Origin of the sequence: Halorussus ruber (assembly GCF_004765785.1) — an archaeon.
GTDB lineage: Archaea > Halobacteriota > Halobacteria > Halobacteriales > Haladaptataceae > Halorussus > Halorussus ruber.
In genome coordinates, this window is the sequence record NZ_SBIT01000006.1 from 63,471 (window position 1) to 88,943 (window position 25,473).

Below are 25,473 nucleotides of genomic sequence, written 5' to 3' on the forward strand. Positions count from 1 at the left end.
ACGAATACGGCGTAAATCCCGCCGATAGCTTTCTAGACTGTATCGAACGGGGTCACCATTTTTGTTTCCAAAGTAGGTGCGGGAGCGAAAATCGAGAGGGACTGGCACGAGGGACAGCTATAGATACTTGAAGAAAACATCTAGTCGTGTTTTGAAAAGATGCGTATGTCTCAGAAGCAGGAACAGACAGTCCTCACTCCGCCGCGTCGATGACCTCGTAGCCGACGTTCTGCTCGCGGAGCGCGTCGGTATGGGCGGTGAGTTCCGAGGAGACGGCCAGCAGAAGCACGTCGAGGCCCTTCGCGGCGGCCTCGCGGACCGCATCGACCGTCCCGAAGCGAATATCCGGGTCGAGTCCGGCGTCCCGCGCCGCGGCGAGGGCCTCGGTCCCGGCGACTGCCAGCAGGTCGTGAGAAGCGGCGCGGTCGGCGATTTCGGCCGATTCGACTGCCCTGCTCCCACCATCGCGGACCGGTGGAATCGAGACCACGGTCACGGCCCCTAAATCGTAGTCGAGGACGCCCGCGAAGTCGGTGACGCCCGCGTCGGCCCCCGCCGGGGCGTCCGTAACCGCAACTGCGGTTGTACTTCCGGACCGGCCGGGAGTCGCGCGGAGCGTTCCGTCCCGCATCGAGAGCGACACGGCGTCGCCCTCCGACACGTCGGCGGTGGCGATTGCGGTCTCGACCTCGACCTCGCCGATGACGTCGGTCGAGACGTGTTCGACGTAGGCGCGGAGTTCGTCGGTCCGGCCCATCAGCCAATCGACGCCCTCCTTGGTGACCTCGTACCGACCTCTGCCGTGTTTCGTGACGTACCCTTGGTCTACGAGGTCCTTGAGGTAGTCGCTGACCGCTTGGGACGTGACGCCGATGGCGTCGGCGATTTCGCGCTGACTGACCGCGGGTTGGCGCTCGGCTATCTCGGCCAGAATCTGGTACCGCGTCGCGTGTCGCTTGCTCCGAAGCACGTTCGCCCCGTCGTCGCCGTCCGGTCGCTCCGACATGCCCGGCGGTTCGGCACCCTACTGCAAGTATTTTTGCGTTACTCCCGGTGCAGTTTCGCTCTCGGGCCTCGGAGCCCTCGTTATTGAAATACTACTTGCTCTAATACAACCATAATTGTTTTATTCGTCGCCCGAAGTTGTATCCAGTGATGGCGAGGATAGCGCTTCCGAAGGACGCGAAGGCTGGCCCGACCAAATCGGAGGTCAGGGCGGTCCTGCTGGGCAAACTCGACCTGCGCGAGGACGACCACTTCGTAGAGGTCGGTTCCTGCACGGGTGCCGTCACTATCGAGGCGGCGCGCCGAGCCGGCCGGGTCACTGCCCTCGAACGAAAGGCGGACCGACTCGAAACCACCCGCGAGAACCTCTCGGCGAACGGTATCGAGGCGGGCGAGAACGATACTGTGACGCTACGCGAGGCCGAGGCACCCGAGGGCCTTCCCGACGACGCCGACGCCCTCTTTCTGGGCGGCAGTCGGAACTTCGAGGCGGTCCTCGACCACGCGGTCGAGACCGGCGTCGAGACGGTCGTGATGAACGTCTCGCGCCTCGAAGTCGCCGGGCGAGCGGTCGAGGCCTTCCGCGACCGGGACCTCCTCTCGGAGGTGGTTCAGGTCCAAGTCAGCCACGGCTACGAGTTGGTCGGCGCGACCAGTTTCGACTCCCAGAACCCGGTCTACACGGTGGTCGGCGGAGCGGAGGCCGAAGAAAGCGAGTCCGAGACCGAACCGGCGGACGCCGAGGAGGGCGCGCCATGACCCTCTACGGCGTCGGCCTCGGTCCCGGTGACGCCGACCTCGTGACGGTTCGTGGCAAGCGCGTCCTCGATTCCGCCGACGTGGTGTACTCGCCCGGCCGCCTCTCGCGGTCGGTGGCGACCGAGTACGTCCTCGAGTCCAAAATCGGCGACCTCGACTTCCCGATGACCCGCGACCCCGACGAACTCCGGAGCGCGTGGAAAGACGCCGCGGCCGAAATCGCTCCGCGGGCCGCGGACGGGGACGCTGCCTTCGTCACGCTCGGCGACCCCAACGTCTATTCTACCTTCGGCCACCTCCGGCGAACGATGGACGCCTTCCACCCCGAAGTAGACCTCGAAATCGTGCCCGGCGTGAGCGCGGTGACCGCGTTCGCCACCGCGCTGGGCGTCGAAATCGACGCCGGGGCGGGCCTCGCGCTGAAGGAGGCCTCCCGAGGTCGGTCCCCGACCGGGCCGGACCGGATGGTCCTGTTCAAAGTCACCGACGCGCCCGCGACCCACGAGGGCCTCGCGGAAGCGGGCTACGACGTGACCTACGGTCGCCGCCTCTACATGGAGCAGGGCGAGACGATTGTCACCAGCGACCCAGAAGAAATCGCCGAACGCGACTACTACACTCTCGCCTACGCCGAGAAGCGCGGCATCGAGAAGGACCGCGCGACCGCCGAGTTCGATAGGACAGCGGAAACGGAGGGGTCGGCGTGACGAACGGCGGCCACGGGTCCCGAGACGCCATGGAGGCCCCCCAAGACGCAATCGACGCCCAGAGTGACGCCCGCCAGCGGGACCGCGACCGGCGGGTCTACGAACACACCGCTGGCGACGTGCAGGAGGGCGTTCCCTTCATCGGAGCGGGACCGGGCGACCCCGGCCTGCTGACTGTGACCGGCAAGCAACTCGTGGAGGACGCCGACCTCGTGGTCCACGCCGGGTCGCTGGTCAACAGCGAACTCCTCGAAGCGTACTGCGACGACGCCGAACTGGTCAACTCGGTCGGCAAGGACCTCGAAGAACTCGTTCCCCTGATGCGGGACGCCTACGAGGAGGGCCGGAGCGTGGTCCGCCTCCACAGCGGCGACCCCGCGGTCTACGGCGCGGCGCTCGAACAGATGGACGCCTTGGAACACGAGGACGTGCCGACCTACCTCGTGCCGGGCGTGACCTCGGCGTTCGCCGCGAGCGCGACCCTTCGGACCCAACTCACGCTCAACGAGACCGCCAACCACGTCGCGTTCACCCGGCCGCAGGGCAAGACGTTGGACCCCGAGGACGACCACATCGGCGAGTTCGTGGGGATGGGCGACGTGACGACCTGCATCTACCTCGGCACCCACGCGGTCGGCGAGACGATGGACCGCCTGCTGGACGAGGGCCACGACCCCGACACCCCGGTCGCGGTGGTCTACCACGCCTCGTGGCCCGACGAGGAGGTCATCGAGGGCACCATCGAGACCATCGGCGAGAAGGTCGAGGCGGCCGGGTATCGGGCCTCCGCGATGGTCGTCGTCGGCGAGGCCACCACCGGGTCGGGTTACGAGCGGTCGTATCTGTACGGCGACTGGGCGAACGGCTCCGAGACAGAAGAGGGGTGTTCGGATGACTGAGACTGTCCGCCGAAGCGGGCGGGAAGACCTCGAAAGCCCCCGCCCGGTCGCGGTCGCTGGCCGACATATCTGCGCCTTCCCGCACCACGCGGCGCAGATAGGGGTCGGCCAGACGACCACGGTAAACGCGACCGGGCGGCCCCTTTCAGTCCACCCAGACAGTCGAACGTTCAGTCGAGCGCGTTCTCGATGGATGGACTCGCCGAGCGAAACCGAGTTGCAGTCGAAGATACTCGAACCATGAGTACGGACAACAACGATTCCAGTAGTAGCTGTAAAACACCCGATTCCGACGGCGAAGTAGCCGAGGAGATAGCCGTCGTCGCCTTCGAGCGCAAGATGGACACCGCCGAGGAGATAGTCGAGGGAATCGGCGACCGGTACGAGACCGTCGACGTGCTGGAGTACCACGGCGACGTGTTCGAGGAGTACTGGGGCGAGTACGACTGCTTCGTCGGCCTGATGGCCAGCGGTATCGCCATGCGAAAGACCGCCCACCTCCTCGACGACAAGTGGGACGACCCCGCCATCTGCGTCGTGGACGAGGAACTGACGTGGGCCATCCCCATCACGGGCGGCCACCACGGCGCGAATCAGGTCGCCGACGACTTGGCCTCGATGGGCGCTGTCCCGGCGATGACCACCGCCTCGGAGGCCGCCGACAAGCAGGGCGTCGAGAAGCAGGCCAAGGCCCTCGACGCCCACGTCGTCAACGGCGACTCGACGGTCGCCACCAACCTCGCGGTGCTGGACGACGAACTCGGCCCCGTAGAGCGCCTCGACGGTCCGAAGGCGGTCCTCGTCGGCGACGACGTGACGGTCCTCAAGCGCAACAAAGACGACGGAGAGGGCGTCGTCCTCGGGACCGGAAGCGTCTCCGGCGCGACGAGCGAGCAGTTCCTCGCGGCGTGGAAGCGCGCCCTCGAATCGACCGACTACGACCTCGACGACGTGGAGTTCGTCGCCACCGCGACCCGGAAGGAGGACGAGGAGGGACTCCTCGCCGCGGCCGACGAGTTAGACCTCGGCGTGGTCGCCTTCGAGAAAGAAACCCTCGAAGACTTCGAGGGACCCACCCCGTCGAAGTCCAAGGAACTCATCGGTTGGCCCGGCATCGCCGAGGCCTCGGCCATCGCCGGAGGGCGAAACCACGACCTCGTTGCCGAAAAAACGCGGTACGACGACGCCGTGACCGTGGCGGTGGGGCGATAGCATGAGTGAAGAAGTGGGCACCCTCTACGTCGTCGGCATCGGCCCCGGCCTGCCCCACGCGATGACCCAAGAGGCCAAAGACGTGATTCGGACCGCCGACTGCGTCATCGCCTCGAACCTCTATCAGGAGTTCCTGCGGAAGGACGGCACCCTCCCGCCGGAGTCCGAGACCGAGCAGGCAGCGGACGACGCCGCAATCGCCACCCGACACGACGGGACCGAGCAGGAGGTCGTTCGCTCCTCGATGGGTCGGCAGGTCGAACTCGCCCGCGAGGCGTTCGAGCGGGTCCGCGATGGCGAGGACGTGGCCCACGTCTCCGGCGGCGACCCGAACGTCTACGGCAAGTCGGACCTCGTGTTCACGATGGCCGAGGAGGAAGACGCGACCGACGTGCCCATCGAAATCGTGCCGGGCGTCACCGCGGCGCTCGGCGGCGCGGCCAACCTCGGCGCGCCCCTCAGCAACGACTTCTGCACGATTTCGCTCTCGGACAAGTGGCGGGGCTGGGACGAAATCGAGGAGAAACTGAGAGCCGCCGCAATCAGCGGGTTCGTCGTGGTCCTCTACAACTGCTGGCGCGACTACGAGCGAGCCATCGAGGTCCTCCGCGAGGAGCGAGCAGACCACGTGCCGGTCGGCATCTTCAACGACGCTGGCCGGGCCGAGGCGGGCCGGAACCTCGAAGACGAGACCCACACCATCACGACGCTCGGCGAGGCCACCGACCACGACGAGAAGGTCGGCGGGATGGGGACCTCCCTCCTCGTCGGCAACCACGAGACGAAGGTGTGGCGCAACGACGACCGAGAGTACCTCGTCACTCCTCGCGGCGGGCGTGACGTAGACGATTTCTGAATCAATCATGAGCACCGACGACACCGAACCGAGTGAATCGAAGTGCGGCGCATCGAGCAGTACGGACACAGAGGCGAGTGAATCGAGCGGGTCGAAGTGCGGCGCGACGAAAACCGAGACCGCCGAGTCGAAGTGCGGCGGGTCGAGTTCGACCGACGACAGCACGTCGAAATGCGGCGGTTCGAGCGACGAGGAGGAAGTCGGTTCGACAGTCGAGGACTTCGACGCCGACCCCGGCAGACTCGTGGCGGTCGGTCTCGGACCGGGCGAACCCGAGGGGATGACCAGTCGGGCGAAGACCGCCCTCGCAGCGGTCGAACACATCGTGGGCTACACGACCTACGTCGAACTCCTGCCCGACGACATCACCGAGAGCGCCGAGGACATCTACTCGACGCCGATGTGCGGCGAGGTCTCACGGACAGAGGAGGCCATCGACCGGGCGCTTTCGGGCAACGACGTGGCCATCATCGGGAGCGGCGACCCGAACGTCTACGCGCTGGCCGGTCTCGCGCTGGAGATTCTCGAATCCAAGGGCGGGACGGCCTCGATGGTCGATTTCGAGGTCGTTCCCGGCGTCCCGGCGGCCCAGTCCTGCGCGGCCAGAGTCGGCGCGCCCCTCGTGAACGACACCGTGAGCATCAGCCTCTCGGACCACCTCACCGACATGCCGACCATCGAGTCGCGGCTTCACGCCACCGCCAAGGAGGGGTTCACCATCGCCATCTACAACCCGTGGAGTCGCAAGCGCCGGGAGAACTTCGAGAAGTGCTGTGAGATTCTGCTGGAACACCGAGACGAGGACACCCCGGTCGGCGTGGTCCACGCCGCGGGACGCGACGACGAGGAGGTCGAGATAGTGACGCTCGGCGACCTCCCGGACCTCGGCGAGACCGACCTGATAGACATGACGACCACGCTCCTCGTGGGCAACGACGAGACCTACGTCTGGGACGACCGGATGGTCACCCCGCGGGGCTACGAGACGAAGTACGACTACTGAGAGATGTACCGAGTAGCTATCGACACCGACGCCTGCGACGGCATCTTCGCCTGCCTGACACGAGACGGCCGATTCGCGGAGGCCGAGGACGGCCTCGCAACTATCGAAGCGGACGCGGGGAACGTCCGGCGCGAGGAGGGACGAGTCGTCGCGGAGTTCGACGACGACCGGCGGGCAGACGCCGAACAAGCCGCCGCTGCCTGCCCGCCGAACGCAATCAGCGTGGAGGAGGTAAGCGATGAGTGACGCCGCAGTCGGCGAGAGCGCGCCCGACGACATGCTGGCGGGCCACCCCGAACTGGCCTACTTCTGGGGCCGGGTCGCGGGCGACGGCGACGTGACTCGGGACGGGATTCGAGTCGTCACGGGCGACGAAACCGCCGCCGAGCGATTAGCCGCGATTGCGGGGGCCGAGCAGGTCGAGCATCGAATCGCCGAACGAGAGTACGGCCACGACACCGCCATCACCCGGACAGAAGACGAGTACACCGTGCAGGTCATCGGTTCGACGCTGGCCGAGCGAGCGAGTGCCGCGCTCGGTCTGCCCATCGAGGACCAACCCGGCGGCTACCGGTTCGACGCCTTCGCCGACCACGACCGCCAACTGATTCGGGGCCTCCTCGAAGGCTGTGGCACCATCTGCTTCAAGAGTTCGACCGGGGCGGTCGGCATCTCGTTCGCCCACGCGGACCGGACCCTCGTGGAGACGATTCGGGGTCTCGTAGAGAAGGCCGAGGTCGAGGCACCGACAGGCGAGGTCGCAGAAGCGTCCTCGGGCCGGTGCTGGTTCGGCGTCGAGGACGACGCCGCGGGCCGGTTCGGCGAGTGGCTGTATCGGGACACCGACGAGTCGGGGCTGTTCGCGCCGAATCGGCGGCGGAAGCTCCGGCGGAGTCTGAAGCAGGCGGGACAGACGGATGAGTAGAACCGCCGACCCCGCGACCGGATTCGAGGACGAGGCCGTCCTGCTGGTCGGTCACGGCTCCCGGCGCGAGAAGTCGAACGAGCAGGTCCGGGAGCTGGCGGCCGCGCTGGAGGAGCGAGTCGGCGTGCCGGTGGACGCCGGGTTCCTCGAACTCGCCGAACCGTCGATACCCGACGCGATAGACGCGCTCGCGCCGTCGGTCGAGCAGATTTCGGTCGTCCAGTTGTCGCTGTTCGCCGCGAGCCACGTCAAGAACGACGTGCCGCTGGCGGTGAACCGGGCGCGGCGCGACCACTCCGAAGTCGAGTTCAGCGTCGGGTCCCACCTCGGGGTCCACCCGGCGATTATCGACCTGCTGGACGACCGGGCCGCCGCGGTGGAGGCGGAACTCGGTGTGGACCGCGCCGAGGACGACGTGGCAGTCGCGCTCTGCGCTCGGGGGTCGAGCGACCCCGACGCCAACGCCGACGTTCACAAACTGGCCCGCTTGCTCTACGAGGGCCGGGAGTTCTCGTCGGTCGAAGCGACCTTCGTCGGCGTCACGGAACCGACGCTCGACGACACGCTCCACGGAATCGCCAAACAGCGGCCCGACGCCGTGGTCGCCTTGCCGTACATGCTCGGCGACGGGGTGTTGACCCGGCGGGTCCGCGACCGGACCGCCGAGTTCGCCGACGAGTACCCCTACGTCGACGGGGCGGCGGGCGACCCGCTCGGAACCGATTCGCGCCTGCTCGACGTGCTGGCCGACCGGTGGCAGGAGGCCCGGACCGGCAGCGTCGAGATGTCCTGCGACACCTGCAAGTACAAGGTCGAACTCGACGGCTACGAGGAGGACCAAGGGGGCGCTCGGGCGATGCTCCGGGCGCTGACCCATCAGGAGGCCCACGCCGACCGGGAGGACGTGGACGACGACCCCCACGTCCACGACGCGCCGGAGAAACACGTCGCGGTCTGCACCAACCAGACCTGCGCCGCCGAGGGGTCCGCGGCCGTGCTGGAGCGCCTCCGCCAGGAGGTCCGGGACTCCGACGAGGCCGACGCCCGAATCACTCGCTCGTCGTGCCTCGGGCGCTGTGGCGACGGCCCGATGGTCGCCGTCTACCCCGACGGCGTCTGGTACGGCGGCGTCGGCGACGACGACGCCGAGCGAATCGTCTCGTCCCACCTCGACAGGGACCGCATCGTGAGCGACATCGTAGACCAAACACTCTGAAATTCGAAACCATGAGCTGTTACGAAATCGAAGCACTGCGACTCGGACTGATGAACGTACTGGGAACCGAAGACGACGCGGCGCGACGGCACGCCGAGAAGGAGTTGGAGGGCCACCTCGACGGCCCGGTCGGCGCGCTGGCCGAGGCCGAGACCCTCTCGGAAATCGAGCGCCACCTCGACGCCGCGCTGGTGGACTTGGAGGAGGAAATCGCTCGGACCGACGACGACGCGCCCGAGTACGACTACCTCCGGGGTCGCCTCGTCGCGGTCCGGGACGCCGAGCGGGCGGTCCAGCGAGTGACCGCGCAGGGCGAGAGCGTCTTGGGGGATCTGAGCGAGGCCCACGACGTGCTCCACGAGGCGTTCCCGGTCGAGGACGAATGAGTCTCGAAGGAAGCGTCTCGGTCCAGCTCGGCGACTGCTCGCCGCGGGGCAGTCGCCAGCAGTGGCGACGGTCGAGCGTGACCGCGCTCGGCGGCGGCGAGGCCGAGGCGGAGACGGCCGATTTCGCGGTCGGCACCGCCGACGGAACGGTCCTCGCGCTGGATTCCGACGGGACCGAACGATGGCGAACGCCGGGCGAGGAGATGGCGGTCGCGCTCGCCGAAGACGATACCTCGCTCGCGGTCGGTACGCGGGGCGACCGCGGCCGGGTCCGACTGCTCGATTCGTCGGGTGACGAGCGGTGGGCCTACGACACCGCCAGCGACCTCGGCGGTCCCGCGAAGGACACCCTGTTCTGGTACCCCTTCGTGGTCGATGCCCTCGCGGGCGAGGACCGCATCTACGCCGCGGCAAGGCGGTACGAGCGCGACAGCGACCGACCCGACGGCGACCAGCGAGTCTGGCGGAGCGCGGTGTACGCCTTCGACCCGGACGGTGAGGTCCGCTGGCGGTACGAGACCGACGCCTCACCCATCGCGCTCTCTCTCGAAGATGGTCGTCTCGCGGTCGCCTACAACCGATGCGGCGGCGACCACGACCGCGGACTGGTGGTGCTGGACGCCGAGTCCGGTACCCCGGTCGCGGACTGGGACCCCGGCACGGCGGGCGAGCGCCGGGTCGGCGACGTGTCGCTGGCGGGCGGCGACCTCGCGGCGGCGAGTCACGGCGACTACCGGGGGTATCTGCTCGGCGAGGTCGATGCCGACGGCGGCGCGGAGCGGTGGGCGACCGACCTCGGCGTCGAGCGCGCCGTCGGCGACGAGACGCTGTACGCCTACCCGAACCACGTCCTCCTCGCGGGCGACGCCGCGGTGTTCGTGACCGGCAACACCTTCCCCGAGGAGGGCCGCGAGGCCGAGGGTCGCCACCCGAACGAGCACACCATCGCGGCGTTCTCGCGGGAGGAGGGCGAGCGTCTGTGGTCGGCCTCGGTCGGCGGGTTCGCTTGCGAGGTTGTCTCCTCGGGCGAGCGCATCGCGGTCCCCTGCGCTCAGCACTTCCGGGACCGGGACGCGGAAGCGCACGGTTTGCGGGTGTTCGACGCTCGGGAAGGGTTGGTTCGGGAGATTGGGGCCGAGGGGGTTGTCTCCTCGGCGGCGCTGTCGGATGGCCGGGTGGCGTTCGTGGAGGAACCGGTGGAGTACCACGACGAGGGCGAAGTTCGGGGGGAGTATCGGGTTCGCGTGGAGCAGATTTGAGGTGTCAGCAGGAAGGTTTCGGTTTTTCAGTCGCTCGAAACGTATCGAAGCACGTAGTCGTCATTGCTCAAGTCGTCATTGCTCAAACCGCCAAGGATGCGCTCGGTGGAGCAAGTGTGGTTCCTTGGTGGACTGAAAGGGCGAGTGCGGTTCGCGTTCATTTCAGTCGTCTCAGCGGGCCACTATTCGAGGGGCGAGCGAAGCGAGGCCCGAGAATATCCCGCTGAGCGACCGCGAACCGCGCGAGGGCTTTCGAGGCCTTCGCGCTGTCGCTACGACTCATCGGAACAGTACCGATTTTCCAACGCCGAATCTTTCGGCCAATCCACAACCCCGAACGTGCCCACACAGAATTACCCGCGAGGAGTCGGCGACCATCGCGTCAGGACCGGTGGGAGCGTGAGGACTGCGGCGCAAACGTCAACTGTCTCTCGCAGTTCCGCAAAAACGAATGTAACTAACTCCTATCACTCAAAGGAATTCAAAATATTTCTAAAACAAATGATTACAATTCCCTAAACTACACCCCGACGACCATCGAGGCCGCGAACCAGACCACCACGACCGAGGCCCCGATTTCGAAGGCGGCGTAGGCGCGGGTGCCCCGGCCGCGGGCGAACGTCACCAGCGACCCGACGCCGCCGCCGACCGCGGCGAGCGTCACCGTGAGCGCGGCGGTGTAGGCCGCGACGGCACCGACCGCGCCCTCCGCACCGGCGGTCGGGACCACCGCCGAGACGAACGCGAGCATGCTCACCGGCGGCGAGGCCGCGAACAGCGACCCGACGACGCCCGTCCGGAGGTAGTCGGCGCGGGTCTCGTGGGGATGGGTGTGGAGGTAGCTTTGGGCCGTGGCCAGCAGCCGACCGCCCAAGCCAGCGTCCGCGCCGCGCGTCGCGTCCTCGGTGCCGACCGGCAGACCGCGGAGTCGCCGGACGCCGGTCGTCCCGAGGAGGACCGCGACGACGCCGAGGACCAGTCCGGCGAGCGTCGAACCGGCCTCGCCGATGACCTCCGGCGCGGCGCTGGCGCTGGCCCCGAGCGCGGAGAGGACCGCGACCCACGCCACGACGACCAGCGCGTGGCCGACGGCGAAACTCGCGCCGACGAAGGCGGCGTGCGCTCTGCTGTCGGTCTCGCCGGTGAGCGCCGAGATGCCCGCGGCGTGGTCCGGTTCGAAGCCGTGGGTCACGCCGAGGACGAGCGCCGCGCCGAGGACGCCGAGGTCCGCCAGCGGAATCATCGCGCGTCACCTCCGGCGGTTGAGGCCGCATCCGAACGAACGTCCGTCCCCGCTCGCTCGATTGCTCCGGCGACTCGCTCGGCCGACAGCGACGAGAGGGGAACGCGCTCGCCGTCGGTCTCGTCGGCCACGAGGTCCGCGAGACCCGCCGAATCGCCGTCTCCGGCGTCCACGACCACGACGTGGGAACCCCGCTCGGCGAGGCCGCGGGCCGCCCGGCGTGTCTCCTCGGTCGGACTGCCATCGGCGACGTTGGCCCGCCCGTCGGTGACGACCACGACGACGCTGGCGTCCGGGTCAGCGCGCGCTATCACCTCGCCAGCGGTCCGGAGACCGGCGGGCAGGGGCGTCCGGTCGCCGACCGGCAGGTCCTTGAGGTGGCGGGCCGCGAGGTCGGTGCTGTCGGTCGGCGGGAGCAGGACCTCGGCGTCCTCGCCAGCGAACGCGACGAACGCCACTTCGTCGCGGCGCTCGTAGGCGTCCCGCAACAGTTCCAGCACGACGCCCTTGGCGGTCCGCATCGCCGAGCGCATCGAGACGCTGGCGTCCACCGCGAACACGACCAGCGACGACTGCTCGCGCTCTCGGACCGCGGTCCGGAGGTCCCGCTCGGCCACCGCGTCCGCGCCGCGACTCGCCGCCGCTCGGACCGACGCCGCGGCGTCCACGGACTCCCCCGACTCCGTTCGCTCGGTCCGGACGCGAGCGCCGCGGCCCGACGGACTGGGGGTCGCCGCGGCCCGGGTCCCGTCCGCCGCGCCGGAAGCTACCCCTGACGAGTCACCGTCGGCCTCGACGCCCTCGATTTCGTGGCGCTCGGCCTCGCCGACGCCGGGCCGAGACTGGCCGGGAACCAGCGGCGCGGCGGACTCGGCATCGTCTGATTCAGGGTCGTCCGATTTCCCGGACTCTCCCGTACCCGATTCGGATTCCGCGGACGACTGACCCCCGGAGCGACCGCCTCGCGCGGGGTCGTCGTCCGGAGCGGGAGAATCGTCGTCCGAACCGCGGGACTCACCCTCGGGTTCGCCCTCCGCCGAATCGTCGGCGTCTCCGTCAGATTCGTCGGAGTCACCGTCGAAGTGGTCGTCCAGCACCTCGTCGGGGTCGGGTGCGTCATCGAAGGGGCGACTCTTGAGGCGGTGGGGAAGCGCGAGTTCGGCGGCCTCTCGAACGTCGGACTCGATTACCTTTCCCCGGCCGTCGAGCGCCGCGAAAGTCCGGCCAGCGCGGGCGACGGCGATGTCGGCGCGGTGGCCCTCGACGCCCGCGTCCCGGCAGAGTTCCGCGATGCTCTCCTTGAACTCGTCGGGGAGGGTCACGTCGCCGAGGCCCTCGCGGGCACCCACTATTCGGTCCCGGACCGCCGCAGTCTCGTCGGCGAACTCCTCTCGGAGGTCCGCGCCGTCTTCGAGCGCCCGGTCGAGGACCGTCACGCGGTCCTCGATTTCCTCGCACCCGGTGACGCTGGCTTGGAGGGCGAACCGGTCCCGGAGTTGGGGCCGGAGGTCGCCCTCCTCGGGGTTCATCGTCCCGACGAGGGTGAACTCGGCGGGGTGGGAGACGCTCACGCCGTCGCGCTCGACCCGGTTGACGCCGCTGGCGGCCGCGTCGAGGAGCACGTCCACGAGGTGGTCGTCGAGCAGGTTCGCCTCGTCTACGTAGAGGATACCCCGGTTGGCGCGGGCCAACAGGCCGGGGTCGAACTCGGCGTCGCCGTCGAGCGCCCCCTCGACAGAGAGCGTGCCGACCACTCGCTCGCGGGTCGCCCCGAGGGGGAGCGTGACGAGCGGGACCGGCCGAGTCTCGACCGGCGGGTCGGTTCGCGTCCGGCACTCCTCGCACTGCGATTCGGAGTCGCCCGGCGGACAGCCGAAGGGACAGTCCGCGACCGCTCGCTGGTCGGGCAGGAGGTCGGCCAGCGCCCGGACCGCACTCGATTTGGCGGTCCCCTTCTCGCCCCGGACCAGCAGGCCGTCGAGACCGTCGTTCGCGGCGACCGCCAGCAACGCCCGTTTCAGGCGCTCCTGCCCGACGACCGCCGGGAAGGGGACGGTCGAAGCTTTTTTAGAGCCACGTAGTTCAACCATACTTGTACTACTACAATGGAGGTTTAACAACGTTATGCCAACGATTGCACTCTACACCGCGACCGAGAACGAGTTGGGCGGCATACAGCGGGCCGCCGAGAGGTTGGACAGCATCGACCTCGTCGTCCGGTCGGAGAGCGACTTGGACGACGGGACCGACGTGGACGACTTCGTGGACGAAATCGAGGAGACCGACGCGACTGCGGCGGTCTTCTGGCTTCACGGTGCGGAGGACAGCATGCCGGGCTACGACCACGCCGTCTCCCGACTCCGGGAGGCGGGCGTCCCTCTCGTCGTCAAATCGACCGGTGACGCTTTCGCCTTCGAGGACACCAGCGTCGCCGACGCCGACCGGGACCGAGCCTACGAGTATCTGGAGAAGGGCGGCGCGGTCAACGTCGCCAACCTCTGTCGGCTCCTCGCCGACGAGTACGCCAGCAGTCGGGAAGCAGACGAGGCGACCGATTTCGACCCCGAGGCCCCAGTAACCCTGCCCACGGAAGGCGTCTATCACCCCGACTACCCCGGTGCGGAGTACGCCGACCTCCGAGAAGAAGTGGACGACGAGAAGCCGACCATCGGCGTTTGGTTCTACGAGTCACACTGGACCCACGAGAACACTCGGTACGTGGACGCCATCGTTCGAGAAATCGAGTCCGAGGAGGCGAACGCCCTCCCCGTCTTCTGCAATCCGGCGACCGACTCGGACGAACGGGAGGACGCCGAGTGGGTCGTTGACGAGTGGTTCACAGACGAGAAAGACGAGCCAATCGTCGATGCCGTCCTCTCGTCGTTCATGTTCTCGCTGTCGATGGACGAGCGCGGCCGGAGCGCCAGCGACGAGGGCCAAGGGGCCGAAGAAGTCTTCCTCGACAGACTCGGCGTACCGGTCATCCAGACCGTCACTACGATGCGCTCGCGCTCTCGCTACGCCGACAGCGACACCGGCGTCATGGGCTTCGAACTCGCGCTGTCGGTCGCTCTGCCGGAGTTCGACGGCAACGTCATCACCCACCCGATTTCGGGCAAGGAGCGCACCGACGACGAGGCCGGAATCGGGAGCGCGCCGAAACAGCACTTCCCCATCGAGGACCGGGTGAGCCACGCCGTCAGTCTCGCGGTCAACTGGGCCGAACTCCGCTACACGCCGAACGACGAGAAGCAGATTGCGGTGGTCCTCCACAACTACCCGCCGAGCGACGACGGAATCGGCACCGCGTTCGGCCTCGACAGCCCCGAGAGTACGGTCAACCTGCTGGACGAACTCGGCAAGCGGGGTTACGATTTGGGCGGAAAGACGCCGGAGAGCGGGCAGGCCCTCGTGGAGAAGTTGACCGCGCAACTCACGCTGGACGACCGGTGGGTCGCGCCGGACGACGTTCGGGACCTGAGCGTTGACGTGGTGGAATCCGACCGATACCGCGACTGGTTCGGCGAGAAGGACGACCGATTCCGCGAGAACGTGGTCGAGGAGTGGGGCGACCCGCCGGAGCGACCCTTCGCCATCCCCGGCGTCGAGTTCGGCAACGTGTTGGTGACGGTTCAGCCACCCCGCGGATTCGGGATGGACCCCTCGAAAGTCTATCACGACTCGGACCTCCAACCGCCCCACGACTACGTGGCGTTCTACTCGTGGCTCCGCCGGGAGTTCGCTGCCGACGCGGTGGTCCATCTGGGCACCCACGGCAGCCTGGAGTGGTTGCCGGGCAAGACGGTCGGCCTGGACGGCGAGAGCGCGCCCGACCAGTTAATCGAGGACATCCCGAACGTCTACCCCTACATCGTGAACAATCCGGGCGAGGGAACGCAGGCCAAGCGCCGGTCCTACGCCGCCATCGTGGACTACCTCACGCCGGTCATGTCCAACGCGGGCACCTACGACGAAATCGGCGAGTTGGAGGAGCTGGCCCGGCAGTACCGCGAGGCCGGGATGGAGGACGCCCGGGCCGACGACGGCGAGAAGCTGGCCGACGAGATTCGCTCTCTCGTAGACGAATTGGACCTCGCAGTCGAGTTGGGAATCGAAGGCGAAATAGACGAGAAGGCAGACGTGAGGGGACCGGAGGAGGCCGGAACCACCCTCGCCGAGGGCGAGGTCTCGGGCGATTCGGTGGCAATCGACGAACTGGTCGAACGAGTCCACGAGTACGTCACCGACGTGAAGACGACCCAGATTCGGTTGGGTCTGCACACGATGGGCGAACCGCCGGAAGGCGACCGACTCACCGAGTATTTGGTCGCGCTCACTCGCCTCGAAAATCCGGGCGTGCCGAGCCTCCGGGAGAGCGTGGCGGGCGTGCTGGGCGTCGATTACGAGGCGATGTTGAACTCCCCGGGCGAGTACGACGAGGACCTCGGGATGACATACGCCGAGGCCGCAGACGAGGTCTACGACCAGAGCCTCGAACTGGTCGCCCATCTCGCGGAGAACGACTTCGACGCCGAGGAGATTAACTGGAACCTCCTCGTCGTGGACATCGACCTCCTCGGCGACGGCCGGGCCGAGAGCGGGGCGCACGACGATTTGCGCGAGGTGCTTCGGTTCGTCTGCGAGGAGGCCGCGCCCCGAGTCGAGGGTGCCGAGGACGAGATTCCCCGGACTGCTGAAGCCCTTTCCGGCGAGTACGTCCCGCCGGGCGGGAGCGGTGCGCCGACACGCGGCGGGGTGGACCTGCTTCCGACCGGGCGGAACTTCTACACCCTCGACCCCCGGAAGGTGCCCGCCAAGTCGGCGTGGCGCGTGGGGCGGGAGGTCGCGGACGGCGTGGCGGAACGCCACCGAGACGAGGAGGGCGAGTATCCCGAGGAAATCGGCGTCGTGGCGTGGGGGACGCCGACGGTCCGGACCCGCGGCGAGACCATCGCGCAGGTGCTGGCTCTGATGGGCGTCGAACCCGAGTGGACCGACGCCGGGCGGATAGACGACGTGAACCCGATTCCGCTGGACGAACTGGGTCGGCCGCGAATCGACGTGACGACCCGCGTCTCCGGACTCTTCCGCGACGCCTTCCCGCAGGCCGCCGGGGTCGTCCACGACGCGGTGGACGCCGTGGTCGAGTTGGACGAACCCCACGAGATGAACTACGTCAAGAAGCACGTCGAGGAGGACGCTGCGGAGTTGGAAGCCGAAGGGGCGGAGAACCCCGAGAAGACGGCCAAGCACCGCGTTTTCACTACCCGGCCCGGCGGCTACGGCGCGGGGACGAACAAGACTGTGGACGAGGGCAACTGGGACGACAGGGCCGACCTCGCGGCGGTCTACAAGCAGTGGGGCGGCTACGCGCTGGGTTCGAGAGGCGAGGTCTCGGACGCTCACGACGCCTTCGAGCGCCGACTGGGCAACGTCGAGGCCACCGTGAAAATCGAGGACACGTCCGAGCAGGACGAGTTCGACTCCTCGGACTGGTACGCCTTCCACGGCGGGTTCATCACGGCAGTCGCAGAGACTGCGGGCGAGGAGCCAGCGTCCTACGTCGGCGACTCCAGCGACCCCGACGACGTGGACGTGTACACCAACGAGGAGAAGGTTCGGAAGGCGATGCGCGCCAGAGTCCTCAACCCCGAGTGGCTCGACAGCATGGAGGACCACGGCTACAAGGGCGCTGGCGACCTCTCGACCACGGTGGACGTGGCGCTCGGGTGGGACGCGACCACCGGCGTCGTGAGCGACGCGCTCTGGGCGGACGTGGCCGAGAAGTACGCCTTCGACGACGAGAGGCAGGCGTGGCTCCGAGACGTGAACCCGTGGGCGCTCGACAGCATCACCGACACCCTGCTCGAAGCCATCGACCGGGACCTCTGGGACGCCGACGACGAGACCGAGGACCGGCTCAGGGACCTCAATCTCGACGTCGAGGGCGACTTGGAGGAGCGCGCCAGCGAGGCGGTCCCCGCGGAGGTGACGGGCGATGACGACTGAGGGGAGCGAGACCGACGAAGCGGAGGATTTCGAGGAGTACGCCGACCTCGGTGCGACCACCTCGAACGCGATGGAAATCGCCGAGACGAGCATGGACCGGGTGCGCGAGTTGGTGCCGGACGAGACGCTGGCCGACCGCCTGCGCCAGAAGTCGGTCCACGCGACCGGCGACCCCGAGTTCCAGCACCTGATGCGGTTCACCGGCGAATCGGACGGCGAGGCCCTCGACGAGAGCGAACCCGTCAGGGCCGGGGCGCGGGCGGTCCTCGGCCGGAAGCCAATCGTGACCGACATCACGATGGTCAAGGAGGGAATCACCGGCCGAGGCCACGACTCCGAGGTCCGGAAGGCCATCGGCAACGGCGCGGAGTTGGCGGCCGAGACCGGGATGACCCGGACCGCCGCATCGGTCCTCGAACTCGACAAGCGAGGCGTCTACGACGGCGCGATAGCGGTCGTGGGCAACGCGCCGACCGCGGCGCTGGCGCTGGCCGACTGCATCGAGGACGGCACCCGGCCCGCGGTCGTCGTCGCCACCCCGGTCGGGTTCGTGAGGGCCGCCGAGAGTCGCCAGCGACTGCGAGAGGTCGCAGAAGTCCACGGCGTGCCGGTCGTGACCAACGTCGGTCGGCGCGGCGGAAGCGGCCTCGCGGCCGGACTGACGAACGAGTTGATTCACGTCGCCAGCGACGTGCGTGACGGTGAGGTAGAGCTGTGACCGACGACTACGACCTCGACGCGGGACCCGACCCGGCGGACTTCGCGGCGGCAGAGCCCGAGTCCGAAATCGCCGAGGAGGACCCGGTCCACGCGGTCGGCATCGGCCCCGGAAACCTCGACTACCTGACGCCCCGCGGCGAGCGAGCGATTCGGGAGGCCGACGTGGTGGTCGGCTTCGAGACGGTCGCGGAGTTCGTCGCCGACCGAACCGACGCCGACCTGCTGACCTGCGGCTATGCGGACGAGGCCGAGGCGCTGGCGGAGTTCGGCGAGCGCGTCGCGTCGGGCGAGTCCGGGACCGCGGTGCTGATGGGCGACCCGAACCACTCCGGCTACCAGTTCGTCGGCAAGGTCGAGCAGGCTACAGAACGCCCAGTTCGGGTGATTCCGGGCATCTCGTCGCTCCAGGTGGCCGCCGGTAGGGCGCGGACGCCGATGGAGGACTCGGCGTTCGTGACCCTCCACAAGAGCGGTGACCTCGCGCCGGACCTCGACCGCCTCCGGGACGCAGTCGGCGACCGACACCTGCTGGTCCTGCCCCGGCCCTACGACTCGATGCCAGGCGACGTTGCCGCGGAACTCCTCGACGCCGGGGCCGACCCGTCGCTGACGGCGCTGGTGTGCGAGCGCCTGACCCACGACGACGAGGAGATAACTCGGACGACGCTCGGCGAGTTAGCGGAGCGTGCAGGCGGGACCGCACCGGAGGACACGCCGTTCTCGGACCTCTCGGTGCTGGTCGTGCGGGCGGAGTGAGAGCGTCCGTTTGCTCGTTTTTTGCCCCGCGAAATAATTCTCGACAATCCCGAAAGACAGGGATAGTGGGTTAAAGGAAACACATGTATTTCTCGAAGCGTCGGAGGAGCGGCGTTCGGCGTCCGAAGAATCAGAGCGCGCCGCGGCCGTCGGTCGCCACCGGACGCCGGGCCTGCGCGAGCGAGGCCGCAAAGGAGACGGTGGCGTCCTCGACGGCGAGGACGCGCTGTTTCTCGACCTCGGCGCGGATGGCGCGGGTAATTCGGGGATGGGCACCCAGCGGGTCGGCGTACTCGATACCGCCGCGGTCGAGTTCGAGTTTCGCCGGAATCCGGTCGTCGGTGGCCTCGGTCCGGTAGGCGAACAGCGGGACGGCGACCGCCCGGTCGTTCGAGACGTTGTAACGGGCGCACTCGACGGCGGGGTTCTGGACGAGGTAACTGGTGACGACCTCGCCGTAGTCGGTCTGGTCGCGGATGCGGGCGGCGTGATATTCGGCAGTCTGGCGCTGGTAGGGGAGCGAACTACTCCCGAAGGCGACGAGGACGACGGTGGTCGCCGACGAGGCCGGGACGCGGGCGGTCGCTCGCTCGACTAGCACCCCGGTCGCGGCCGAACTCCGGCCGACGGGTTCACAGTAGCGCACGTCGCCCGAGACGAACGAGAGCGCGGCGGGCACGTCGTCTGTGGTCTCGTGGGTGTGGGCCGCCCGCATCGGAACCACGTAGGTGGCGTCCGCCGAAACCGACTCGAAGGTCTCGCGCAGGTCCGCGACGGGGTCCGCCCCGTAGAAGGCGGTGCGGACCGATTCGGCGACGCCTCGGTCTCGGAGGCGGTTGGCGTGCGTTCGGAGAACGTCGCGTGCGTCCGGGGTGTCCGTGCCGACGAGTACGAGTGCTTCCTCTGTCATTGGTTGACCTCGCGCCGCCCAATCAAGTTGAGTTTAATTACTCCAATTGGGCTTGATTCTACCAAGAAGGGAGTCCCCCAAATATGTTTTGGCAACGGGTCGGGGCGGTCGCGGAAGCGTCGCTCCGCAGAAACGCCTCTCCGCAAAAAACGTCGCTCCGCGTGAATTCGCCGCGCACAGAACTGCGCGCGGCGAACTACCGACGCCGGTAGGTCACCTGTCCAGCCACTCGCTCGTCTCGCTCCGGACGCCCACCACGTCGCCGACGACCGTGACCGCGGGCGGTTCGATACCGGCCTCTTCCTTCGCGTCCTCGATGGTGGCCAGCGTGGCCGAGACCGTCCGCTCGTCGCCCCACGTCGCCTTCTGGACCATCGCAACCGGGGTCTCGGCCGGGACGCCGTGTTCCCGGAGCGCGGCGACGTTGTTCGAGAGCCGTCGGACGCCCATCAGGACGACGAGGGTCCCGCCGCTGACCACGGTGTCGGCCAGCGCGTCCCAGTCGAGCGCGCTCTCGTCTTTGTCGGGAGTCTCGTGACCCGTGATGACGGTGACGCTCGACGCGCAGTCGCGGTGGGTCAGCGGGATGCCCGCGACTCCCGGCGCGGCGACGGCGCTGGAGACGCCCGGGACGACTTCGAAGGGCACGTCGGCGTCGGCGAGATACTGGGCCTCCTCGCCGCCCCTGCCGAAGACGTGCGGGTCGCCGCCCTTGAGGCGGACGACCGCCTCGCCGTCGCGCGAGCGGTCCACCAGCATGTCGTTGATTTCGCTCTGGGAGGTCCGGTCCGGCGGGCGCTTGCCGACGTCCACGACCTCGACCGGTTCGGGGAGTTGGTCGAGTACGTCGTCGCCCACCAGCGAATCGTGGAGGACCGCGTCGGCTGATTCGAGGAGGCCCCACGCTCGGCGGGTGAGCAGGCCGGGGTCGCCGGGACCGGACCCGACGAGGTACACTTTGCCGCCCGAAATCGACGCGCTCGCCGACGCGGAATCCGCGGACGAACCCGCGGATGCCCGGTCGGTCGATGCGTCCGCACTACCGGCCCCGGTGCCGTCTGTCCCGTCCGCGAGGTCGGTGGTCGTGCAGTCGCCGACGGAGCCAACGCGCGAGGCCGACCCGGCGCGGTCGGTCGCTCCTGCCCGGTCCGCCTGCGCGGCCGCGTCGGCGGCGGGCGACTCGAACCCGGCGCTCGACCGGACGGCGTCCGGACCGAGCGACGAACGGTCGGCGCGTCGCTCCTCGTCGGCGTCCGCTTCGTAGCGGTCCCCGCTGTCTTCGTTCATCACCTATGCAAATACTTTTGAGTTACTTCAATCTTGTTTGTACTACTGCGGTTGTACTGGTGGCCGGTAGCGACCGCGGACGGATTCGAACCGTCACGGAGGAGCGGCGGTGGCCAGCGCAGCACCGGAACGGAAAAACGAAATCTCGCCTTTCGACATTATTTATTACGTTCCTAGAATTTCTATAGTTATCTGTACTCCCGGACCGCCGACCGGGACAGCCCAAACCACAGCTAATTAAACTACGGTTGTTATAACTACGAGACGATGGTACTTCGGCGAGGAGACAGCGACGAGCGGCGTCGGGAGGCCCGACCGTGAAGGGATTCGTCCTCGGCGGGACGAGTTCGGGCGTCGGCAAGACCGTCGCGGCGCTCGCGGTGATTCGGGCGTTGAAGGACGACGGGCGCGCGGTCCAACCCGCGAAGGCAGGCCCCGACTTCATCGACCCGAGCCACCACGAGCAGGTCGCCGGACGCCCGTCCCGGACGCTGGACTGCTGGCTTGAGGGCCGCGAGGGCCTCCGGCGCAACTACTACCGCGGCGAGGGCGACGTCTGCGTGGTCGAGGGCGTGATGGGCCTCTACGACGGCGACGGGTCCAGCACCGCGATGGTCGCGGAGGCGCTCGACCTGCCGGTGGTCCTCGTGGCCGACGCCAGCGCCGGGATGGAGAGCGTGGCCGCCACCGCGCTCGGCTTCCGGGAGTACGCCGAGCGAGCGGACCGGGACGTGGACGTTGCGGGCGTCCTCGTCCAGCGCGCTCACGGCGGCCGCCACGCCGAGGGCATCCGCGAGGCCCTGCCCGACGAGTTGACCTGCTTCGGGCGAATCGGGCCAAACCCCGACCTCGAAATTCCGGACCGCCACCTCGGACTGGAGCTGGGCGACGAGCGCCCGCTGAGCGACGAGGCGCTCGACGCCGCCGCCGAGAACGTCCGGACCGACCGACTGCTGGCGGCGGCGCGGGAGCCGCCTCGACCCGCCGAGGACGCCCGACCGAACCGGACCTGCACGACGAACTCGGCCGCGACCGGCAAGCGAATCGCGGTCGCTCGGGACTCCGCCTTCCGGTTCTGTTACCCCGCGACGATGGAACGACTTCGGGCGCGGGCCGAGGTGACGACCTTCTCGCCGGTCGCTGGCGACGACCCGCCCGACTGCGACGGGGTGTACCTCCCCGGCGGCTACCCCGAACTCCACGCCGACCGCCTCGCGGAGAGTCCGGCGCTGGAGACGCTCGCCGACCGCGCCAGCGAGGGACTGCCGGTTTTGGGCGAGTGCGGCGGCCTGATGGCGCTCTGCGAGTCGCTGACCACGGCTGAAAGTGAAGCGAACGAGACCCGCGAGACCTACGAGATGGCGGGCGTCCTCCCCGCCGACGTGGAGATGTGCGACCGGTATCAGGCCCTCGACCACGTGGAACTGACCGCCCGCGACGGGACGCTGACGGCGAGCGCGGGCGACTCGCTCCGGGGCCACGAGTTCCACTACTCCAGCGCCGACACCGCGGCGGACGCCCGGTTCGCCTTCGACGTGGAACGGGGCGACGGCATCGACGGCGAGCGAGACGGCCTGACCGAGTACCGGACGCTGGGCACCTACTGCCACGTCCACCCCGAGAGCGGCGCGTTCGACGCCTTCGTGGAGAACATCTGACCATGACGGACGAGCAATCCGAGACCGAGAGCGAGCGAGCATCGACCGACGAGACGAGCAGGCCAGTCGCAACCGGGGCCATCGACCCCTCGGTCCCCGACGAGTTCGGTCTGGTCCAACTCTGGTGGGGCGACGGCAAGGGCAAGACCACCGCGGCGATGGGCATGGGATTCCGTGCCGCGGGCCACGGCTACCGGGTCCACATGGTCCAGTTCATGAAGGGCGGCGCGGGGAGCGTCGAGGACGTTCGCGGCGAGTACGAGGCCATCGAGCAGGTCTCGGGGTTCACCTACGAGAACACCGGCCACTACGGGTGGCACGGCTTCCTCGACGGGTCGGACGACGACGAACACGCCGCGCAGGCCGAGGGTGGTTTCGCGCGCGCAAAAGACATAATTAAAGCCTCCAAAGGCGACGCCGAACCGATCCCCCTCGACGCGGACCCCGAGGAGGGCGTCCACGTGCTGATTCTGGACGAGATTCTGTACGCCGCGAACCGGGGCCTCCTCGACCCCGAGGAGGTGGTGGGACTGGTCGAATCGAAACCCGACGACCTCGAACTGGTCCTGACCGGCGGCCACGACCGACCGGACTACGCCTGCGAGGTCGCCGACCTCGTGACCCACGTCGAGAAGGAGGCCCACCCCATCGAGTCGGGCCACTCGGCGCGGAAGGGCACCGAGTACTGAGGTGAGAGACGTGACCCGAACCCTGCTGGTCGCTGGCACCGCCAGCCACGTCGGCAAGAGTACGGTCGCGGCGGGCCTCTGCCGGGCGCTCGCCGACGCCGGGATTTCGGTCGCCCCCTTCAAGGCCCAGAACATGAGCAACAACGCCCGAGTCGCGCTCTCGCCGGACGAGGACGCAAGCGGCGAATCCGGGGAGACGGAAGCCGACTGGGGCGAAATCGGCGTCTCCCAGTACGTCCAGGCCCGCGCCGCCCGAGTCACCCCGACGACCGACGCGAACCCGGTCCTGCTCAAGCCCCGCGGCGACGGCGAGAGCCAGCTCGTCGTGCAGGGCGAGGCGGTCGGCCACTTCGCGGCCGGGTCCTACTACGACGACCACTGGGAGACGGCCAGAGACGCGGCCGAGGAGTCCCACGACCGACTCGCCGCCGACCACGATGTCGTCGTCGCCGAGGGCGCAGGGTCCATCGCCGAAATCAACCTCCGCGACCGGGACTTGGCGAACGTCCAGACGGCCCGGTTCGCGGACGCCGAGGTGGTCGTCGTCGCCGACATCGAGCGCGGCGGCGCGTTCGCCAGCCTCTACGGCACCCTCGAACTGATGCCCGACGACGTGCGAGCGCAGGTCGTCGGCGCGGTAATCACGAAGTTCCGCGGCGACCGGTCTATCCTCGCCCCCGGAATCGCGGAGTTCGAGGAGCGAACCGGCGTACCGATTCTGGGCGTCCTGCCCTACGACGACCCCGGTCTGCCCGAGGAGGACAGCGTTTCGCTCCCCGCGCGGGGCGAGCGAGCGGTACGGGGCGAGGACGACGGCGCGCCCGAGAAGCAGACGGTCACGGTCGCGGTGCCCCGGTTCCCGCGGGCCTCGAACGTGACCGACCTCGAACCGCTGGCCCGGGAACCCGGCGTTCGGGTGGCCTACGTCCCGCTCGATTCCGACCTCCGAGGCCCGGACTCGGTGGACGCCGACGCGGCGGTCCTGCCGGGAACGAAAAACACCGTGGACGACCTGCTGGCGCTCCGCGAGGCCGGTTTCGGCGAGGCGCTCGCCGACTTCGACGGGCCGGTGGTCGGCCTCTGCGGGGGCTACCAGATGCTCGGCGAGCGCATCACGAACGCCAGCGTCGAGGGGACCGGCGAGCGCGAGGAGGTCGCGGGATTCGGCCTCCTCCCGGTCGAGACCCACTTTTCGGCGGACAAGCGCGTCGAACGGGTCTCGCGGTCGGTCGATGGCGTCGGGCCGATAGCGGGTGCGGCGGGGACCGCCTCGGGGTACGAGATTCACATGGGTCGGTCGGCAGTAACGGAGACGGCGGAGATGGCGGAGACGGCGGAGACTGAAGCGACGGGTGGAGCGGTCGCCCGACCCCTCGGCCCGGAGAGCGCCGCGACCGGCGACGTGCTTGGGACCTACCTCCACGGCCTGTTCGAGAACGAGAACGTCCGGGAAGCCTTCGTCGCTCGGGTCTTCGAGTCGGCGGGGAAGGACCGGCCCGAGCGAGACGGAGCGGACCGAAGCGAATCGCCCTACGACGCCGCGGCCGAGTTGGTCCGCGAACACGTGGACGTGGCGGCGCTCGGGTTGCCCGCCGAGTAGCCGGGATAACTATATATTTCTTTAGAGTGACTTCGTGTTTCTTTCGGAATTATAGAGGATTCTTTCGGGAACAGCGCCAATCGAGAGAGTCGCACGCCCGATACCGACGCCCCCGTCAGACGACTCGGCCGTCGGCGACGGGTCCGGGCCACCCCACTTACGGTCCGCAACCGCGATACCTTCCACGTGAGCAAGCAGATAGAGATCGTCAACTCGGGAAGCCAGCAACAGGCCAAGAGTTCGGCCAACAACCGCATCGAGGAGTTCGAGGCCGACGGCTACGACCTCGCGGACCAAGAGATAGCGCTCGGAAACAACGGGGTGACGATACTCCTCGTCTTCGCGTCCGACGAGTAGGGCCGCGAACGTCGAAC

Annotated in this window: 23 protein-coding genes; 18 read left to right on the plus strand and 5 right to left on the minus strand. The window is 68.4% G+C overall.

Going from position 1 to position 25,473, the window contains the following annotated elements; all coding sequences use genetic code 11:
- Positions 1-193: 193 nt before the first annotated feature.
- Positions 194-1,006, minus strand: a complete 813-nt coding sequence (locus tag EPL01_RS09770; RefSeq protein ID WP_135825088.1) for a DUF7839 domain-containing protein — start codon at positions 1,004-1,006, stop codon at positions 194-196.
- Positions 1,007-1,155: 149 nt separating this feature from the next.
- Here EPL01_RS09770 and cbiT point away from each other — a divergent pair, with 149 nt between their 5' ends.
- The 11 genes from cbiT (at position 1,156) to EPL01_RS09825 (ending at position 10,227) form a co-directional block, all read left to right on the plus strand.
- Complete coding sequence (gene cbiT, locus EPL01_RS09775; RefSeq protein WP_135825089.1) at positions 1,156-1,764, plus strand: precorrin-6Y C5,15-methyltransferase (decarboxylating) subunit CbiT; 609 nt, start codon at positions 1,156-1,158, stop codon at positions 1,762-1,764.
- A complete protein-coding gene (locus tag EPL01_RS09780) occupies positions 1,761-2,471 on the plus strand; it encodes a cobalt-factor II C(20)-methyltransferase (RefSeq protein WP_135825090.1) in 711 nt (236 codons plus the stop codon). Before cbiT ends, EPL01_RS09780 begins: the two co-directional genes overlap by 4 nt.
- Before the next feature lie 29 nt (positions 2,472-2,500).
- Positions 2,501-3,370: a cobalt-precorrin-4/precorrin-4 C(11)-methyltransferase gene (locus EPL01_RS09785; RefSeq protein WP_135825360.1), complete on the plus strand. Its 870-nt coding sequence runs from the start codon at positions 2,501-2,503 to the stop codon at positions 3,368-3,370.
- Positions 3,371-3,610: 240 nt separating this feature from the next.
- Positions 3,611-4,582: a cobalt-precorrin 5A hydrolase gene (cbiG, locus tag EPL01_RS09790; protein ID WP_135825091.1), complete on the plus strand. Its 972-nt coding sequence runs from the start codon at positions 3,611-3,613 to the stop codon at positions 4,580-4,582.
- Between the two features lies 1 nt (position 4,583).
- The gene (locus EPL01_RS09795; RefSeq protein ID WP_135825092.1) at positions 4,584-5,438 is read left to right on the plus strand and encodes a precorrin-3B C(17)-methyltransferase; all 855 of its coding nucleotides are present in this window, start codon (positions 4,584-4,586) and stop codon (positions 5,436-5,438) included.
- A gap of 7 nt (positions 5,439-5,445) precedes the next feature.
- Complete coding sequence (gene cobJ / locus EPL01_RS09800) at positions 5,446-6,441, plus strand: precorrin-3B C(17)-methyltransferase (RefSeq protein ID WP_135825093.1); 996 nt, start codon at positions 5,446-5,448, stop codon at positions 6,439-6,441.
- Positions 6,442-6,444: 3 nt separating this feature from the next.
- Positions 6,445-6,687, plus strand: a complete 243-nt coding sequence (locus EPL01_RS09805; RefSeq protein WP_135825094.1) for a ferredoxin — start codon at positions 6,445-6,447, stop codon at positions 6,685-6,687.
- Positions 6,680-7,366, plus strand: coding sequence for a cobalamin biosynthesis protein (locus EPL01_RS09810; RefSeq protein WP_135825095.1), 687 nt, complete (start codon positions 6,680-6,682; stop codon positions 7,364-7,366). Before EPL01_RS09805 ends, EPL01_RS09810 begins: the two co-directional genes overlap by 8 nt.
- Positions 7,359-8,582 carry a CbiX/SirB N-terminal domain-containing protein gene (locus EPL01_RS09815; protein ID WP_135825096.1) on the plus strand — a complete coding sequence of 408 codons (1,224 nt, stop codon included), beginning with the start codon at positions 7,359-7,361 and terminating at the stop codon, positions 8,580-8,582. Before EPL01_RS09810 ends, EPL01_RS09815 begins: the two co-directional genes overlap by 8 nt.
- Before the next feature lie 11 nt (positions 8,583-8,593).
- Positions 8,594-8,968, plus strand: a complete 375-nt coding sequence (locus EPL01_RS09820; protein WP_135825097.1) for a DUF3209 family protein — start codon at positions 8,594-8,596, stop codon at positions 8,966-8,968.
- A complete protein-coding gene (locus EPL01_RS09825; RefSeq protein ID WP_135825098.1) occupies positions 8,965-10,227 on the plus strand; it encodes an outer membrane protein assembly factor BamB family protein in 1,263 nt (420 codons plus the stop codon). The genes EPL01_RS09820 and EPL01_RS09825 overlap by 4 nt, the downstream gene beginning before the upstream one ends.
- A 520-nt stretch (positions 10,228-10,747) precedes the next feature.
- Here EPL01_RS09825 and EPL01_RS09830 read toward each other — a convergent pair.
- Together EPL01_RS09830 and EPL01_RS09835 are read right to left on the minus strand one after the other, a co-directional pair.
- The gene (locus EPL01_RS09830; RefSeq protein ID WP_135825099.1) at positions 10,748-11,470 is read right to left on the minus strand and encodes a hypothetical protein; all 723 of its coding nucleotides are present in this window, start codon (positions 11,468-11,470) and stop codon (positions 10,748-10,750) included.
- Positions 11,467-13,560 (minus strand): ATP-binding protein, encoded by a 2,094-nt coding sequence (locus EPL01_RS09835; protein WP_135825100.1) that lies wholly within the window; start codon positions 13,558-13,560, stop codon positions 11,467-11,469. The genes EPL01_RS09830 and EPL01_RS09835 overlap by 4 nt, the downstream gene beginning before the upstream one ends.
- Before the next feature lie 34 nt (positions 13,561-13,594).
- Here EPL01_RS09835 and cobN point away from each other — a divergent pair, with 34 nt between their 5' ends.
- From cobN to EPL01_RS09850, 3 genes are read left to right on the plus strand one after another with little or no spacing between them, the layout of a single operon-like run.
- Positions 13,595-17,479: a cobaltochelatase subunit CobN gene (gene cobN / locus EPL01_RS09840; RefSeq protein ID WP_135825101.1), complete on the plus strand. Its 3,885-nt coding sequence runs from the start codon at positions 13,595-13,597 to the stop codon at positions 17,477-17,479.
- Positions 17,469-18,197: a precorrin-8X methylmutase gene (locus EPL01_RS09845; RefSeq protein WP_135825102.1), complete on the plus strand. Its 729-nt coding sequence runs from the start codon at positions 17,469-17,471 to the stop codon at positions 18,195-18,197. Before cobN ends, EPL01_RS09845 begins: the two co-directional genes overlap by 11 nt.
- A complete protein-coding gene (locus EPL01_RS09850) occupies positions 18,194-18,955 on the plus strand; it encodes a cobalt-precorrin-7 (C(5))-methyltransferase (RefSeq protein WP_135825103.1) in 762 nt (253 codons plus the stop codon). The genes EPL01_RS09845 and EPL01_RS09850 overlap by 4 nt, the downstream gene beginning before the upstream one ends.
- A gap of 130 nt (positions 18,956-19,085) precedes the next feature.
- Here EPL01_RS09850 and EPL01_RS09855 read toward each other — a convergent pair whose 3' ends face one another.
- Positions 19,086-19,865, minus strand: a complete 780-nt coding sequence (locus EPL01_RS09855; protein WP_135825104.1) for a CbiX/SirB N-terminal domain-containing protein — start codon at positions 19,863-19,865, stop codon at positions 19,086-19,088.
- Between the two features lie 213 nt (positions 19,866-20,078).
- Positions 20,079-20,837 carry a uroporphyrinogen-III C-methyltransferase gene (gene cobA / locus EPL01_RS09860; protein ID WP_246045679.1) on the minus strand — a complete coding sequence of 253 codons (759 nt, stop codon included), beginning with the start codon at positions 20,835-20,837 and terminating at the stop codon, positions 20,079-20,081.
- Between the two features lie 632 nt (positions 20,838-21,469).
- On the opposite strand from cobA, the gene EPL01_RS09865 reads away from it, so the two are divergent.
- The 4 genes from EPL01_RS09865 to EPL01_RS21570 all read left to right on the plus strand — a co-directional run bounded on the left by EPL01_RS09865 (position 21,470) and on the right by EPL01_RS21570 (position 25,456).
- Positions 21,470-22,810, plus strand: a complete 1,341-nt coding sequence (locus EPL01_RS09865) for a cobyrinic acid a,c-diamide synthase (RefSeq protein ID WP_135825106.1) — start codon at positions 21,470-21,472, stop codon at positions 22,808-22,810.
- 2 nt (positions 22,811-22,812) lie between these two features.
- The gene (locus EPL01_RS09870; protein WP_210424119.1) at positions 22,813-23,499 is read left to right on the plus strand and encodes a cob(I)yrinic acid a,c-diamide adenosyltransferase; all 687 of its coding nucleotides are present in this window, start codon (positions 22,813-22,815) and stop codon (positions 23,497-23,499) included.
- 10 nt (positions 23,500-23,509) lie between these two features.
- Positions 23,510-25,099, plus strand: a complete 1,590-nt coding sequence (locus EPL01_RS09875) for a cobyric acid synthase (protein WP_135825362.1) — start codon at positions 23,510-23,512, stop codon at positions 25,097-25,099.
- Positions 25,100-25,285: 186 nt separating this feature from the next.
- Positions 25,286-25,456, plus strand: a complete 171-nt coding sequence (locus EPL01_RS21570) for a hypothetical protein (RefSeq protein ID WP_168215857.1) — start codon at positions 25,286-25,288, stop codon at positions 25,454-25,456.
- Positions 25,457-25,473: the final 17 nt, after the last annotated feature.

Coding starts and splice junctions, on each gene's coding strand:
- EPL01_RS09780 (WP_135825090.1), top strand. CDS start 1,761: ATGACCCTCTACGGCGTCGGCCTCGGTCCCGGTGACGCCGACCTCGTG.
- EPL01_RS09820 (WP_135825097.1), top strand. CDS start 8,594: ATGAGCTGTTACGAAATCGAAGCACTGCGACTCGGACTGATGAACGTA.
- EPL01_RS09770 (WP_135825088.1), bottom strand. CDS start 1,006: ATGTCGGAGCGACCGGACGGCGACGACGGGGCGAACGTGCTTCGGAGC.
- cobN (WP_135825101.1), top strand. CDS start 13,595: ATGCCAACGATTGCACTCTACACCGCGACCGAGAACGAGTTGGGCGGC.
- EPL01_RS09785 (WP_135825360.1), top strand. CDS start 2,501: ATGGAGGCCCCCCAAGACGCAATCGACGCCCAGAGTGACGCCCGCCAG.
- EPL01_RS09805 (WP_135825094.1), top strand. CDS start 6,445: ATGTACCGAGTAGCTATCGACACCGACGCCTGCGACGGCATCTTCGCC.
- EPL01_RS09815 (WP_135825096.1), top strand. CDS start 7,359: ATGAGTAGAACCGCCGACCCCGCGACCGGATTCGAGGACGAGGCCGTC.
- EPL01_RS09795 (WP_135825092.1), top strand. CDS start 4,584: ATGAGTGAAGAAGTGGGCACCCTCTACGTCGTCGGCATCGGCCCCGGC.
- EPL01_RS09845 (WP_135825102.1), top strand. CDS start 17,469: ATGACGACTGAGGGGAGCGAGACCGACGAAGCGGAGGATTTCGAGGAG.
- cbiT (WP_135825089.1), top strand. CDS start 1,156: ATGGCGAGGATAGCGCTTCCGAAGGACGCGAAGGCTGGCCCGACCAAA.
- cobJ (WP_135825093.1), top strand. CDS start 5,446: ATGAGCACCGACGACACCGAACCGAGTGAATCGAAGTGCGGCGCATCG.
- EPL01_RS09810 (WP_135825095.1), top strand. CDS start 6,680: ATGAGTGACGCCGCAGTCGGCGAGAGCGCGCCCGACGACATGCTGGCG.
- EPL01_RS09835 (WP_135825100.1), bottom strand. CDS start 13,560: ATGGTTGAACTACGTGGCTCTAAAAAAGCTTCGACCGTCCCCTTCCCG.
- EPL01_RS09830 (WP_135825099.1), bottom strand. CDS start 11,470: ATGATTCCGCTGGCGGACCTCGGCGTCCTCGGCGCGGCGCTCGTCCTC.
- EPL01_RS09855 (WP_135825104.1), bottom strand. CDS start 19,865: ATGACAGAGGAAGCACTCGTACTCGTCGGCACGGACACCCCGGACGCA.
- EPL01_RS09825 (WP_135825098.1), top strand. CDS start 8,965: ATGAGTCTCGAAGGAAGCGTCTCGGTCCAGCTCGGCGACTGCTCGCCG.
- cbiG (WP_135825091.1), top strand. CDS start 3,611: ATGAGTACGGACAACAACGATTCCAGTAGTAGCTGTAAAACACCCGAT.
- EPL01_RS09870 (WP_210424119.1), top strand. CDS start 22,813: ATGACGGACGAGCAATCCGAGACCGAGAGCGAGCGAGCATCGACCGAC.